Origin of the sequence: Arsenicicoccus cauae, from assembly GCF_009707125.1 — a bacterium.
Taxonomy (GTDB): domain Bacteria; phylum Actinomycetota; class Actinomycetes; order Actinomycetales; family Dermatophilaceae; genus Arsenicicoccus; species Arsenicicoccus cauae.
Genome location: NZ_WLVL01000037.1, coordinates 224,407 through 237,805, shown reverse-complemented (window position 1 = coordinate 237,805; position 13,399 = coordinate 224,407). Strand labels below are relative to the sequence as shown.

Below are 13,399 nucleotides of genomic sequence, written 5' to 3'. Positions count from 1 at the left end.
GACCGTCGTGGTGCTGTCTAGGTGCTGTCTGGCTGCGGATCAGTTGTCGACGGCGGTGGGCGGCCTGGTGGCTGCCCGTCGCTCTGCGGCGCCGAGGTAGGCGGCGCGGCGACGCCGGCTCACCGCGGTACCGAGGCCGCGGGGCAGGAGGCTGAGCGCGGCGGCCGCGGCGGCCGCTCGCGTCGGGTGGACGCGGAGGCTCCTCAGCGCACGCCGGAGCGCGCGACCGTTGTCGCCGCTCAGGAGATACTCCCGCGCCAACCTGGCATCACCCTGAGCCATGCGCTCCCGGAAGGGCCGGGGGTTCCCGTGACGACCCGAGGTCAGCGCCTCCCGGAGGATGAACTGGGACGCCTCCAGGCTCGGGATGACGTTCTTGACGCTGTCGTTCGCCCCGTGGATGCGGTATCGCACGAGCGGACGGTGCGAGTACCACGCGGCCGCACCGTCCCGGGCGGCGGCGACCGTGAGGTAGAGGTCGTAGGAGGTCCCCGCCTGCTCCGGGACGTCCAGCCAGTCGATGGCCGTCCGCCTCAGCAACGCACCGGAGAGGCTCACGGCGCCCTGGACCGCGATGGTGCTGGATGGTGCGTGCAGTCCCTCCGGCAGCGACTCGCGGTGGGTGTCGTGCTGCAGCTTCGCGGTCGCCTCGACCAGGGGCCGGCCGGCGACGTCGACGAGCTGGAGGTCGCAGAACGACGCGGTCAGCTCGGGGCGGCCCGCGAAGGGTGCCGCGAGCGTCTCGAGCGCGTCCGGCTCGAAGGCGTCGTCGTCGTCGAGCTTGATCACCAGCTCGCCGCTGGCCCGGCGGAAGCCGTCGATCGCGTTGGCCATCATCCCGATGTTCTCCGGACGGCCGACGTAGGTGACGCGGTCGTCGTCGAACGAGGTCACCACCTCGCGGGTCTCGGGGTCGTTGGCGTTGTCGCAGACGATGACCTCCAGGTCCTGCAGGGTCTGTCCGAGGACCGACCCCAGGGCCTCGCGCAGCATCGCGGGCCGCTTGTACGTCGGCACGACGATGGAGACCAGTGGCGGTCTGTCGTTCGCGGTCATGGTCGTCTCCCCCCAGAGGTGCTGGCACCACCCAGCGGCGACTCGCTCGAGCCGCATGCCTGGCTGGTCTTGGCATTCAGCGTCCAGGTTACCCAGCGTGGTCGTCTGACGGCAGCCTCTTGTCGAAGCCCACTCCATGTGTGGAATCAGGTGCTTCGTAGTAGTCGGAAATTACGCAATGTGTAAGGACTAGATGGGCATCTAGTCACCTTTCACCATTCTTTCGGACTAGTCACCACGCAACGGACAGCATCGTGGATTTCGTCCTCCCGGCGCGGTCCGTGGCTCCTCGTCCGGGCTTGTAGCATGAGACGAATCGTCCCCGAGGGTGGAGGAGCCTTCCGTGCCACTGCAGGTCCAACTCGTCTCCGCGGATCGTCCGGTCTGGGAGGGCGAGGCCTCCGCCGTCACCGCCCGCACCACCGAGGGCGAGCTCGGCATCCTGCCGGGCCACGCACCGCTGCTGGGTGTCCTGGTCGAGGGTCAGGTCTCCATCACCTCCGGCGAGGGGCGCCAGGTCGTCCAGATCGACTCCGGCTTCCTCTCCGTGCACGACGACAAGGTGACGTTGGTCGCGGAGCACGTTGACACCGACGCGGCACCTCGCGCCGAGCGCCACTAGGTCGCGACGGTGGCGGGCATGGAGGTCGCGGAGTTCGCGGTCGCCGGTGCCCTCCTGCTGCTCGGCGTGCTCACGACGCTGGTCTTCGTACGTCGGCGCCTGATCTCCGACGGCGCACCGATGTTCCTCTGTGCCGTCCGTCCCACGCGTGAGGATCCGTGGCGCCTGCGCCTGGCGCGCTACGACACCGACGCTCTGCTCTTCTTCACCCCCTCCGGGGTGTCCCTCGCCCCGAGCCACGTCATGCCGCGAGCGGGGGTCGAGGTGCTGGGCGTCCACACGCCGTCCCGTGGAGAGTCCCCGTCCCTGATCGACGACCCGCTCGTCATGCGGTGCGCCCAGGGCGAGGTGGCCTTCGACCTGGCTCTGCCTCGTGACGACTGCACCGCGGTCCGGTCCTGGCAGGAGGCGCGGCCACCAGGGCGTCCCCCGCGCGCAGCCTGAGCTCACCTCGCGCGCGGGGGCCACAGAGCCCGTCAGCCGTGACTGGACGATCAGCTGGAACGACCCCCGCCCGGCTGCCAGAGGACGTCGCCACCTGCGTCGAGGTTCGCGACGCGGGCGAGGATGAACAGCAGGTCCGAGAGGCGGTTCAGGTACTTCGCGGTGAGCACGTTGACGCCGCCCTCGCCCTTGTCGGCTCCCTCGGGTGCGGGCTGGTCGCCATACCGCTCGAGGGCCGCCCAGGTGCTCCGCTCGGCCCTCCTCACGACGGTGCACGCGAGGTGCAGGTAGGCCGATCCGGGCGTCCCGCCCGGGAGGATGAACGACCGGAGCTTGTCGAGCTCGCCGTTGTAGCGGTCGCAGTCGGCCTCGAGCTCGTCGATCCACGGCGCCTGGACCCGCAGGGGCGGGTACTCCGGGGTCTCGCTCCGCAGCGGGTTGCACAGGTCCGCTCCGACGTCGAAGAGGTCGTTCTGGATCCGCGTGAGGGTGGAGACGACGTCCTCGCGCAGCGACCCGGCGGCGACCGCAATCCCGAGGGCCGCGTTCGCCTCGTTGCTGTCCGCGTAGGCCTGCAGTCGCGGGTCGGTCTTGCTGGTGCGCGAGAAGTCGCCGAGGTGGGTGGTGCCGTCGTCGCCGGTCCGGGTGTAGATGCGCGTGAGGTTGACCATGACGTCATCGTCCCACGCGGGCCTCCTCCGACCTGGACGGGGAAGCGACGCACTCCCACCGCGGACCGCGTCCGTGGTGTTCAATGGGTGACGACACATCACTTTGAGTATCCGGTCTGTCGGCGACGCACCGGCCGACCACGTGGGGGCCCGATGGTCAGAGCTCGTACGCACCCCTCGGTGACGACGGTGGAGGTCGTCGTGCCCGGGGCCGAGCTGCGGGTCACGGGGCGCCTGGACGCGGGCAACGACCACGCCCTGCGCGAGGAGCTGCACCGGGCCATCGTCTTCGGTGAGGGCGAGCTGATCCTCGACCTGGCGGGAGCCGAGATCCACGACTCGACGGCGCTGGCCCTGGTCGCGGGCGTGCACCATCGGGCCGCGCGCGCAGGACGGACCCTGGTCATCGTCGACCCTTCCGACCGTTTCGAGCGGGTGGTCGCCGCGATGCGGCTCGGCAAGGTCCTCCAGCGCCGCCGCCGCCCGGTGCCCGAGCCTGTGGCCACCGTCACCGTCGGCGGCCCTCCCGCCAGGGGCTGACGCGCCGGTAGTTTGCCGACATGGCTGACGAGCAGATGACCGAGCGCCCCAAGGACCGACCGTGGGTGATGAGGACCTACGCCGGCCACTCCTCGGCCGCCGCCAGCAACGCGCTCTACCGCCGCAACCTCGCCAAGGGACAGACCGGCCTTTCCGTGGCCTTCGACCTCCCCACCCAGACGGGGCACGACCCCGACCACGTGCTGGCGCGGGGCGAGGTCGGCAAGGTGGGCGTCCCCATCAGCCACGTCGGCGACATGCGGGCGTTGTTCGACGGCATACCGCTGGCCGAGATGAACACCTCGATGACGATCAACGCCACGGCCATGTGGCTGCTCGCGCTCTACGACGCGGTGGCCGAGGAGCAGGCCGAGGAGGCCGGAGCCGATCCCGTCGAGGCCCGGCGCCGACTGGCCGGGACCACGCAGAACGACATCGTCAAGGAGTACCTCAGCCGGGGGACCCACGTCTTCGGCCCGGGGCCGTCGCTGCGCCTGATCACCGACATGATCGCCTACACGGTGACCGAGATCCCACGCTGGAACCCCATCAACATCTGCAGCTATCACCTCCAGGAGGCGGGCGCGACGCCCGTGCAGGAGCTCGCCTACTCGCTGTCGACGGCCACGGCCGTGCTCGACGCCGTCGTCGCCGCGGGTCAGGTGCCTCAGGAGAGCCTGGGCGACGTCGTCGGCCGCATCTCCTTCTTCGCCAACGCCGGCGTGCGCTTCGTCGAGGAGATGTGCAAGATGCGGGCGTTCGTCCAGCTGTGGGACGAGCTGACGCAGGAGCGCTACGGAGTGCAGGACCCCAAGCAGCGCCGCTTCCGCTACGGCGTGCAGGTCAACAGCCTGGGTCTGACGGAGGCGCAGCCGGAGAACAACGTGCAGCGCATCGTCCTGGAGATGCTCGCCGTCACCCTGTCCAAGGACGCCCGCGCCAGGGCCGTGCAGCTGCCGGCCTGGAACGAGGCTCTCGGCCTGCCGCGGCCGTGGGACCAGCAGTGGTCGCTGCGGATCCAGCAGGTGCTGGCCTACGAGTCGGACCTGCTCGAGCACGATGACATCTTTGCCGGCTCCACCGTGGTCGAGGCCAAGGTCGCCGAGCTGGTCGCCGGGGCCAAGGAGGAGATGGCGCGCATCGAGGCGATGGGGGGCGTGATCGAGGCGGTGGAGTCCGGCTACCTCAAGTCCGCGCTCGTCGCCTCGCACGCCGAGCGACGCCGGCGCATCGAGGCCGGCGTCGACAAGGTCGTCGGCGTCAACTGCTTCCAGGGCACCGAGCCCAGCCCGCTCACGGCGGACCTGGACACGGCCATCCACGTGGCCGACCCCGACGTGGAGGAGCGAGCCGTCGAGGCGGTGCGCCGCTGGCGGGACGAGCGCGACGCTGACCCGGACCGACGTGCGGCGGCCCGGGACGCGTTGGAGCGGCTGCGCGCCGACGCGGCCTCCACGACCAACCTGATGGCCGCGTCCATCGAGTGCGCCAGGGCCGGCGTCACCACGGGGGAGTGGACCGACGCGCTGCGGGAGGTCTTCGGCGAGTACCGCGCGCACACGGGCGTCTCCTCCGCGCCAGTGGCGGGCGGTCCTGACCGTATGTCGACCGCCGAGGACAGTGGGGTCACCGACTGGCGCGGTGAGCTGGCCGACGTCCGGGACGCGGTGCGGCGCACCGGCGACGAGCTCGGCACGCACCTGCGCTTCCTCGTGGGCAAGCCGGGGCTGGACGGGCACTCCAACGGCGCCGAGCAGGTGGCGGTGCGAGCTCGAGACGCGGGGTTCGAGGTCGTCTACCAGGGGATCCGGCTCACCCCCGAGCAGATCGTGGCTGCCGCTGTCGCCGAGGACGTGCACGTCGTGGGCCTGTCGATCCTGTCCGGTTCGCACATGTCGCTCGTGCCCGAGGTGCTGACGGGCCTGCGTGAGGCCGGGGCGACGGACGTGCCCGTCGTCGTCGGGGGAATCATCCCGGACGCCGATGCCCGGCGGCTGCGCGAGCTCGGCGTCGCGGCGGTGTTCACGCCCAAGGACTTCGGGCTCAACGACATCATGGGTCAGGTGGTCGAGGTCATCCGTCGGGCGCGGGGCCTGGACTCGCGGCCAGAGTGAGGGACCATGAGCGACCTGCAGTGCCCTGCAACGCTGCTCGTCGCCCGGGATGGTCATGCGGCCTTTGCCCATCCGGGTCTGCTCACCGATGACGGCGGCTGGCTCACCGACGTCGGCGCGACCCAGATGGTCGTCCTCGCCGATCGACTCGCCGCGGACCCCTCGGTGCGCATCGCTGCCGTCTACACCAGCCCCCTGGCACGCTCGGTGCAGAGCGGGCGACTCGTCTCCGAGACCCTCGGCGTGCCGCACGAGGTCGTGGGTGGGCTGGAGGAGCGGTCCGTCGGCGAGCTGGTCGGACAGCGGGTGGGCCACCCCGTCATGGCCCACGTGATGCACGCCTGGCTGACGGGCGACCTCAGCGCCACCGTCCCCGGGGCCGAGGACGGCCACCAGGTGGTGTGGCGGGCCCGCCAGGCGATGGAGGCCATCGCCGACCAGCACCGCGGGGAGTCCGTGCTCGTGCTCGCGCACCGGTGGATCATGGCAGTGGTCCTGCCCCGGCTGTGCCACAACGTCCGGGACGACCTGGCGGTCGATCACGTGGTGCCGCACGGCGTGCCTGCGCGGGTGCGCGTCGACGCCGACGGCTGGGTCATGGACGACTGGCCGGGTCATCCGCCCCCCCAAGGGAGCAAGGGCTAGCGGCGAGCAGCCTCGTCCAAGGCTGCGAGGACCTCTGGGCCGGCGTCAGGGTGCAGCTTGCGCGCAAACGGTGGCCCAGCCTCCCGGGCCTCGCGCACGTGCTGAGGCGTCAGCCACTCCGGGCTCGAGCCGTCCTCAGGGAAGTGGGTGAAGGTCGTGGGAGCCTCTGCCACGTCCACCCCCGCCGCGGTGAGCGTCGAGGCCACGTACAGCTCGTCCGGAACCTTGCAGCTGGCAAAGAACGCCCTCTCCTGCGGGTCTTGGCGATAGTGCTGCAGCAGCACCTCGACGGCGTGGCGGGACAGCACCTTCCACTGGCTCGCCTTGCGGACCAGGCGACGTTCGCCGCGGCGCGGAACGCCGATCCACCACCGGTGATCCGCCCGCTTTGGAGAGTCATTGAGGTAGAGGCGGCCCCGGGCGGCCAGGGTGATCCTCCAGGCAACGGCGACCGCGGCCCGGTGCAGTGGGCGCGGAAGCGCCGGACCTCGAACGATGCGCCATGTGTTGTCGACGGTCACCGGGTCGGGGTCGTGCAGCGCAAGCATGGCGTCGGCCCCCCGTTGCGCCACCCGCCGCTCCCACGCCGCCAGGTCGGCGATGGGGTAGTCCTGACCGGACACGAGCACCACGTAATCAGGGTCGAACAGGCGCAGGGCCGCGGCGTAGCACTCCAGCTCGGCGTCGACGAGAGACCAGTCGCCCCACCAGGTCGGGATGTCGCTGACAAGCACGGTGGCGCCGGCCTCTTCCAGCATGGCGCGGTCCAGTGCCGCCGCCGAGCTGTAACGGACCAGGACAGCAGCGTCGGGGGACAGCTGTCGAATTCTGCGCACGAGCCTGGCGACAGCGTCGGCCCGGGTGTGGCAGAGGACGACGTAGCAGAATCGGGGCTCGGTCACGTCACTTGACTCTACCGGGCGGTGAGGGTTGTGGTGGCCGTTCCCGGGTGAGTGCGAGGTCAGAACAGGCGGGAGGCCGAGGTGTCGATGCCCTTGAGGTCGTCGTAGTCCAGGGTCACGCAGCGGATGCCCCGGTCGGTGGCCAGCGTCCGGGCCTGCGGCTTGATGAGCTGGGCGGCGAAGACGCCGGTGACGGGAGCGAGGGCGGGGTCGCGGTTGAGCAGCTCGAGATAGCGCGTCAGCTGCTCGACGCCGTCGATCTCTCCGCGCCGCTTGATCTCGACCGCCACGTGGCCGCCGCCCTCGTCCTTGCACAGGATGTCGACGGGGCCGATCGCGGTCATGTACTCCCGTCGCACCAGGGAGTAGCCGTCGCCGAGGGTGTGGATGTGCTCGGCCAGCAGCCTCTGCAGGTGCGCCTCGACCCCGTCCTTGACCAGTCCGGGGTCCACGCCGAGGTCGTGGGAGCTGTCGTGCAGCACCTCGTGGATCACGATGCGCAGGGCGTCGCCCGACTTCGCGTTGCGGACGACCCACACGATGGTGGCGCCCTCGGCGGCCTCGGTCTCCTCGGGCGCGACCTCGGCGAGCGCGCACGGCGGCGTCATCCAGTTGAGCGGCTTGTAGCTGCCACCGTCGGAGTGCACCAGGACCGAGCCGTCCCCCTTGATCATCAGCAACCGGGTGGCCAGGGGCAGGTGGGCGGCGAGCCGACCCTCGTAGTCGACGGAGCAGCGGGAGATGACGAGTCGCACGACAGGTCACCCTAGTCCGCGGACACCGTCGAGGCCGCATGCCGCGTGGCCCCGCGTGGCCGCGAGCGCCGGGCGACCGGCATACCCGCCAGTAGTTTTGTGACCAAGCCCGCAGTCCGTCAGTCTTGCCACCGACATCACCCCCCTCAAGACTTCCAGGCATGGAGCGATCGTTGGACACCATCGGAGTGGTCGGGCTCGGCACCATGGGTGCGGGCATCGTCGAGGTCTGCGCACGGCACGGCCTCCCCGTCGTCGCCGTCGACATGGACGACGCCGCCGTCGCCCGTGGGCGTGGGCACGTCGAGCGCTCGACGGGTCGCGCCGTCGAGCGCGGCAAGATGTCGGCCGAGGAGCAGCAGGAGGTCCTGGCGCGGGTGACCTTCGCCGCGGACCTCGAGGCGGTCGCGGACTGCGACCTGGTGGTCGAGGCCGTGCCGGAGATCCTGGCGATCAAGCGGGAGCTCTTCGCCCGTCTCGACGGCATCGTCAAGGAGTCCTGCGTCCTTGCGACCAACACCTCGAGCCTGTCGGTCACCGAGCTCTCCGTGGCGACCAGCCACCCCGAGCGGGTGCTGGGCCTGCACTTCTTCAACCCCGCTCCGGTGCAGAAGCTCGTCGAGATCATCTCCACCGTGGTCACGGACCCCGACATCGTCACGGCCGCCCGTGAGCTCGCCGAGCGGCTGGGCAAGACCCCCGTCGTGGTCGGCGACAAGGCCGGGTTCATCGGCAACTACCTGCTCTTCGGCTACCTCAACCACGCGATGAGCATGTACGAGTCGCGCTACGCCACCCGCGAGGACCTCGACGCCGCCATGCAGTACGGCTGCGGCTACCCGATGGGACCGCTCGCCCTGCTCGACCTGATCGGCCTGGACACGGCCTATCAGGTCCTCGACACGATGTATCGCGAGGGCCGGGACAAGCTGCACGCCCCCAGCCCGATCCTCAAGCAGATGGTCACGGCCGGGCTCCTCGGTCGCAAGACGGGGCGCGGCTTCTACACCTACGAGGCACCCGGCTCCGGCACGATCGTCGCGGACGCGCTGACCCCCGTCGAGTCGGCGTCCCCCCGCCCCACCCGCGACGTCGCCACGGTCGGCGTGGTCGGCACCGGCACCATGGCCGCCGGCATCGTCGAGGTGTTCGCCAAGGCCGGCTACCCGGTCACCGTGGTCGGCCGCTCCGAGGACAAGGCCGCCGGCGTTGCCGCGGCGATCGGCGCGAGCCTGGACCGGGCGATCAGCAAGGGCCGGGCGACGGAGGAGACCAAGGCCGAGGCGCTCGGCCGGATCACGTCCGCGACCGACGTCGCGGCGCTGGCCGACGTCGACCTGGTCGTCGAGGCGATCGCCGAGGACGTCGAAGTCAAGACCGAGATGTTCCGCCGGCTCGACGGGGTCTGCAAGCAGGGGGCGATCCTCGCCACCACGACGAGCTCGCTGCCCGTGATCCAGGTGGCGGCGGCCACCACCCGCCCTGCCGACGTCATCGGCATGCACTTCTTCAACCCCGCCCAGGTGATGAAGCTCGTCGAGGTGGTCACCACCGTCTCGACCGCCGGGGACGTCGAGGAGACCGTGCTGCAGCTGTGCAAGGCCATCGGCAAGGTGCCCGTCCGCTGCGGCGACCGGGCCGGGTTCATCGTCAACGCGCTGCTGTTCCCCTACCTCAACGACGCGGTCAAGATGCTCGAGGCGCACTACGCCACGGCCGACGACATCGACACCGCGATGAAGAACGGCTGCGCCCTGCCCATGGGGCCGTTCGAGCTGCTCGACGTCGTCGGGCTCGACGTGTCCTACGCCATCCAGCGCCAGCTCTACCTGGAGTTCCGCGACCGCGGCTACGCCCCGGCGCCGCTGCTCGAGCACATGGTCACCGCGGGCTACCTCGGCCGCAAGACCAAGCGGGGCTTCCGCACCTACTGACCATCGTCGGTATGCCGACGCGCCCTCCCGCCCGTCCCGGCGGAGGGAAGGCGCGATCTTTGCGACAATGGAGCCATGCCCAGAGCCAACCGCCGCAGCGAGCAGCACGTGCCGCTGGCGCTGGGGCGCCTCTCGGGCATGGAACGCCGTGAGGTGCACCCCGACGGCGCCTGGATCGTGCGCCGCGTCCGGGGCGCCGCTACCGGCAAGGTCTATCGCTGCCCCGGGTGCCAGCAGACGCTGAGCGACGCGATCGCCCATGTCGTGGCGTGGCCCGCCGACGGGCTGCGCGGGCTGCCGGACCGGCGCCACTGGCACGGCCAGTGCTGGTCCGCGCGCGACCGGCGCCACTAGCCCCGTCATACAGCCCGAGGGCCCGGTCCGAGGGCCCGGACCGCACTGCCGGTGCGACCCGCCCACACTCCACAGCCCACTGTCCACTGTCCGAGGAGTCGAGCTCGCTTGCCCAGCCACGAGATCCGTGCCAACACCGTCCTGCCGTCCCGCCGCGAGGAGATCGAGCTGCACACCGCCGACGGCCTGCGGCTCGTGGGCGAGCTGGCGCTCCCCGTCGACCGCGACCCCGTGGCGACCCTGGTGACGCTGCACCCCCTGCCGACCCACGGCGGGTTCATGGACAGTCACGTCTACAAGAAGGCCGCGAACCGGCTGCCGGCGCTCGCCGACATCGCCGTCCTGCGCTTCAACACCCGCGGCACGAGCTCTCCGCGGGGCACCAGCGAGGGAGAGTTCGACCACGCCGAGGGGGAGCGCTTCGACGTCGCCGCGGCCATCGAGTACGCCGAGTTCCACGAGACGCCGCCGCTGCCGCACCGGTGGCTGGTGGGCTGGTCCTTCGGCACGGACCTGACCCTGATGTACGGCCTCGACCCCGCCGTCGAGGGGGCGATCCTGCTGAGCCCGCCCCTGCGGTGGACCGGGGACCAGCACCTGCGGGAGTGGGCGGTCGACGGTCGGCCGCTGGTGGCGCTGGTGCCGGAGCACGACGACTACCTGCAGCCGGAGCAAGCGCGAGAGCGGTTCGCCGTCGTCCCCCAGGCGGAGGTCGTCGGGGTCGACGGGTGCAAGCACCTGTGGGTGGGCGAGACCTACGTGCGGCGGGCCCTGGACGAGATCGTCGCCCGGGTGCGGCCGGGCTTCGGTCCGCTGCCGACGCAGTGGGATGGCGAGGTCGAGGAGGGCTGACGGCCCGCGCTACGCCGGCGGCTCCACCGGCTCGGGTGCGGGGCCGTAGCCCAGCGCGGCGACGAGATGTTGCACGTAGTGCTCGGGCATCCGCCGGCCGAGCACCTCGGCGCGGGCCCGGGCCCCCATCCGGCGGTAGTGCTCGGCGTTGGCCGGGTCCATGACGTGGTCCAGGGCCTCCCGCAGGCGGGCCGGGTCCGGCGGGACGACCACCCCGGTGACGCCGTCCTCGACGTAGTCCCGCACGCCCATGGCGTCCGTCACGATCACTGGCTTGCCGAGGACCATCGCGTTGAGGAAGGTCTGCTGGCCCGCGCTGCGGGAGGACCGCTCCAGCGGCAGCACCATCGCCCGGCACCCGAGCAGCAGCTCGGTGAACTCGTCGTGGGAGGTGGGGCGCGCGTGCAGCCCCGGCACGGGGGTGGGGGGCGTCCAGCGGCTCGCGACGTGGGCCTCATGGCCCGACCCTGCCAGGGCGGTCGCCAGCAGGTCGTAGTCGCGCAGCGAGTTGCCGCCCGCGAACAGGTAGCCGCCGTCGTGCGTCTGCCGGTCGTACTCGGCGTACAGGGTCATCGGGAAGGGGGTGAAGACCACGCGCTCGACCGGCACCCCCCAGGTCCGGGCGAAGACGGCTCGCTCCTCCTGCGACAGCACGGCGTAGTGCACGTGCGGGCCGTCCAGCGCGCGGATCATCAACCGCGCGATCTGGGGGAGGTGGGGCTGCAGCCACGGCAGCCGTGCCGCCAGCGTCCGGCTGCCCGGCTCCCAGGTCGCGTCCGTGACGAGCGTCCGGGGGCGGCGCCGGCGGTGCCGCAGCGCCAGGGCGAAGACCAGGTCGCGGTAGAGGTCGCGGGCCGTGACGGATCCCCGCAGCACCAGCGCCTCCCGGCGGTACGACCCGGCCCACAGCTCCAGCAGGGACAGCAGGGGACGTCCCGGGCGGGGGTGGGAGGCTTCCATGAGCCCGCGCCAGGCGGGCTCCTGCGGGTCTCCGACGGTGGACAGGATCGGCGGGCGGGCCGTCGTCACTGGGCCTCGACTCCTCGTCGCGGTGGGGGTTCGGCTGCGGGGCGTCGACCCATCCTCGCACCGAGCAGGGGGCCCGCTCGAATCGGGTCACCACTCGGCACCCGCTCGTCACCCCCTCGTCGCTGCCTCGTCGCCGCCTCGCCGGCGTCGATCAGAGGCGACGCTGTCGAGGGACCAGGACCTCCTCGTAGAGCAGGAGGAGGGCAGCCGCGGTCGGGATCGCCAGCAGGGCGCCCAGCATGCCCAGCAGGGTGCCCCCCGCCAGGGCCGCGACCACGGTGATGGCGCCGGGCACCGCCACGGTCCGCTGCATGATCCGCGGCACGATGATGTAGTTCTCGACCTGCTGGTAGACCACGTAGTAGACGAGTAGGACCAGGCCGGTCTGCGGGCTCTGGATCAGGCCGGCGGCCGTGACGAGCGCGCCGCCGAGGGTCGCTCCGACCATCGGGATCAGGCCGAGGAAGGCCACGGTGACGGCGAGCACCTCGGCGTACGGCACGCCGAGGACCCTCATCGCGATCCAGCTGAGCAGGCCGTTGATCGTGGCTACGCCCACCTGGCCGATGGCATAGCTGCCGACCCGGCGCATCATCTCCTCGGAGAGGTAGACCACGCGGGCACGGCGGGACGCGGGGACCACGGCGTAGGCCGCCTTCTTGGTCGTGGGGAGGCTGGCGAGGAAGTACAGCGTGAGGATCAGCACCGTGAAGGTCTGGAAGATGCCGCTCCCGAGGGCCTGCCCGGCCCCGATGATCCCGCCCGCCACCGTGGACAGGAAGATCTGGTCGCGCAGGCGCTCGGTGAGCTGCTGCTGGATCTGGGCCGTGAGGTTGTAGTCCTTGTCGAGGTTCTGGACCCAGGGCTGCCCGAGGAGCTGGTTGACGTAGTCGGGAGCGTTCTGGATCAGGGCGGAGGACTGCTCGACGACGGGCGGGACGACGAGCCCCGCCAGGAGGGCGAACACCACGAGCAGGCCGAGGAAGACGATCCCGACCGCCGTGCCGCGGCGCAGCCCGCCCGTCACGAGGCGCTGGACCAGGGGGTCCAGGGCGAGGGTGAGGAAGAACGCCACCGTCAGCAGTGTCAGCGTGAGGCTCAGCGCGTCGATCATGTTCCACAGCGTCACGGCCGCCAGCACGCCGATGGCGCCGGCGAACCCGATGGCGAAGGGCGACTGGTGGAGCAGCGGGACCCGGTCGCGCGCGTCCGCCGTGGCCCCCTCCGGCGCCGCCTCGTCCGCCGTGACGGCCCGAGGCTCGGCCTCGGTCCCGTCCGCGACGTGGGTCGTGACGTCGGCCGTGATGTCGGCGGCGGGCTCCATCCGGTTGCTCTCGGCCAGGGCCGCGCGCTGCCGTTCTCGATAGGCGTGCCAGCGGCGTCGTGCGGCGACCGTCCGGTCGACCAGGGGGATCCTCACGCTCCGAGCGTATGCCGGGGGCCCGGCCGCCACGTGGGTCCCACGCGGGCGGCCGGGCCCC

Annotated in this window: 14 protein-coding genes; 8 read left to right on the top strand and 6 right to left on the bottom strand. The window is 71.4% G+C overall.

Translation table 11 applies throughout. The annotated features are described in order from the left end of the window. Positions 1-39: 39 nt before the first annotated feature. Positions 40-1,056: a glycosyltransferase family 2 protein gene (locus GGG17_RS09790; protein ID WP_195849188.1), complete on the bottom strand. Its 1,017-nt coding sequence runs from the start codon at positions 1,054-1,056 to the stop codon at positions 40-42. A gap of 343 nt (positions 1,057-1,399) precedes the next feature. On the opposite strand from GGG17_RS09790, the gene GGG17_RS09785 reads away from it, so the two are divergent. Continuing rightward, positions 1,400-1,678, top strand: coding sequence for a F0F1 ATP synthase subunit epsilon (locus GGG17_RS09785; RefSeq protein ID WP_019285651.1), 279 nt, complete (start codon positions 1,400-1,402; stop codon positions 1,676-1,678). A gap of 18 nt (positions 1,679-1,696) precedes the next feature. Continuing rightward, positions 1,697-2,122, top strand: coding sequence for a DUF2550 family protein (locus tag GGG17_RS09780; protein WP_154593510.1), 426 nt, complete (start codon positions 1,697-1,699; stop codon positions 2,120-2,122). Between the two features lie 50 nt (positions 2,123-2,172). On the opposite strand, the gene GGG17_RS09775 is transcribed toward GGG17_RS09780, so the two are convergent. Continuing rightward, the gene (locus GGG17_RS09775; RefSeq protein ID WP_154593509.1) at positions 2,173-2,793 is read right to left on the bottom strand and encodes a cob(I)yrinic acid a,c-diamide adenosyltransferase; all 621 of its coding nucleotides are present in this window, start codon (positions 2,791-2,793) and stop codon (positions 2,173-2,175) included. Between the two features lie 180 nt (positions 2,794-2,973). Here GGG17_RS09775 and GGG17_RS09770 point away from each other — a divergent pair, with 180 nt between their 5' ends. The 3 genes from GGG17_RS09770 to GGG17_RS09760 are packed head-to-tail and all read left to right on the top strand — an operon-like array spanning position 2,974 to position 6,092. After that, on the top strand, positions 2,974-3,333 hold the full coding sequence (locus GGG17_RS09770; RefSeq protein WP_195849187.1) for an STAS domain-containing protein: 360 nt from the start codon (positions 2,974-2,976) through the stop codon (positions 3,331-3,333). A gap of 20 nt (positions 3,334-3,353) precedes the next feature. Then, a complete protein-coding gene (locus GGG17_RS09765) occupies positions 3,354-5,447 on the top strand; it encodes an ethylmalonyl-CoA mutase (protein WP_512698684.1) in 2,094 nt (697 codons plus the stop codon). A gap of 6 nt (positions 5,448-5,453) precedes the next feature. Next, the gene (locus GGG17_RS09760; protein ID WP_154593507.1) at positions 5,454-6,092 is read left to right on the top strand and encodes a histidine phosphatase family protein; all 639 of its coding nucleotides are present in this window, start codon (positions 5,454-5,456) and stop codon (positions 6,090-6,092) included. On the opposite strand, the gene GGG17_RS09755 is transcribed toward GGG17_RS09760, so the two are convergent. After that, positions 6,089-6,994 (bottom strand): beta-1,6-N-acetylglucosaminyltransferase, encoded by a 906-nt coding sequence (locus GGG17_RS09755; RefSeq protein WP_154593506.1) that lies wholly within the window; start codon positions 6,992-6,994, stop codon positions 6,089-6,091. The two genes, GGG17_RS09760 and GGG17_RS09755, sit on opposite strands and share 4 nt — an antisense overlap. Before the next feature lie 59 nt (positions 6,995-7,053). Further along, entirely contained in the window at positions 7,054-7,749 is a 696-nt protein-coding gene (gene nucS, locus GGG17_RS09750) for an endonuclease NucS (protein WP_311966576.1), read from the bottom strand. A 161-nt stretch (positions 7,750-7,910) separates the two neighbouring features. Here nucS and GGG17_RS09745 point away from each other — a divergent pair, with 161 nt between their 5' ends. From GGG17_RS09745 to GGG17_RS09735, 3 genes are all read left to right on the top strand, one after another. Further along, positions 7,911-9,683 (top strand): 3-hydroxyacyl-CoA dehydrogenase family protein, encoded by a 1,773-nt coding sequence (locus tag GGG17_RS09745; protein WP_154593505.1) that lies wholly within the window; start codon positions 7,911-7,913, stop codon positions 9,681-9,683. A gap of 75 nt (positions 9,684-9,758) precedes the next feature. Beyond that, positions 9,759-10,037 (top strand): Rv1322 family protein, encoded by a 279-nt coding sequence (locus GGG17_RS09740; RefSeq protein ID WP_154593504.1) that lies wholly within the window; start codon positions 9,759-9,761, stop codon positions 10,035-10,037. Positions 10,038-10,145: 108 nt separating this feature from the next. Further along, positions 10,146-10,889, top strand: coding sequence for an alpha/beta hydrolase (locus tag GGG17_RS09735; RefSeq protein ID WP_154593503.1), 744 nt, complete (start codon positions 10,146-10,148; stop codon positions 10,887-10,889). A 9-nt stretch (positions 10,890-10,898) separates the two neighbouring features. Here GGG17_RS09735 and GGG17_RS17170 read toward each other — a convergent pair whose 3' ends face one another. Both GGG17_RS17170 and GGG17_RS09725 read right to left on the bottom strand, forming a co-directional pair. After that, positions 10,899-11,918 (bottom strand): glycosyltransferase, encoded by a 1,020-nt coding sequence (locus tag GGG17_RS17170; protein WP_154593502.1) that lies wholly within the window; start codon positions 11,916-11,918, stop codon positions 10,899-10,901. A 151-nt stretch (positions 11,919-12,069) separates the two neighbouring features. Beyond that, entirely contained in the window at positions 12,070-13,338 is a 1,269-nt protein-coding gene (locus GGG17_RS09725; RefSeq protein ID WP_311966575.1) for an AI-2E family transporter, read from the bottom strand. Positions 13,339-13,399: the final 61 nt, after the last annotated feature.

Bases quoted from the DNA above. Each gene is read 5' to 3' on its own strand.
- GGG17_RS09745 (WP_154593505.1), top strand. From the start codon at position 7,911: ATGGAGCGATCGTTGGACACCATCGGAGTGGTCGGGCTCGGCACCATG.
- GGG17_RS09790 (WP_195849188.1), bottom strand. From the start codon at position 1,056: ATGACCGCGAACGACAGACCGCCACTGGTCTCCATCGTCGTGCCGACG.
- GGG17_RS09780 (WP_154593510.1), top strand. From the start codon at position 1,697: ATGGAGGTCGCGGAGTTCGCGGTCGCCGGTGCCCTCCTGCTGCTCGGC.
- GGG17_RS09765 (WP_512698684.1), top strand. From the start codon at position 3,354: ATGGCTGACGAGCAGATGACCGAGCGCCCCAAGGACCGACCGTGGGTG.
- GGG17_RS09775 (WP_154593509.1), bottom strand. From the start codon at position 2,793: ATGGTCAACCTCACGCGCATCTACACCCGGACCGGCGACGACGGCACC.
- GGG17_RS09740 (WP_154593504.1), top strand. From the start codon at position 9,759: ATGCCCAGAGCCAACCGCCGCAGCGAGCAGCACGTGCCGCTGGCGCTG.
- GGG17_RS09760 (WP_154593507.1), top strand. From the start codon at position 5,454: ATGAGCGACCTGCAGTGCCCTGCAACGCTGCTCGTCGCCCGGGATGGT.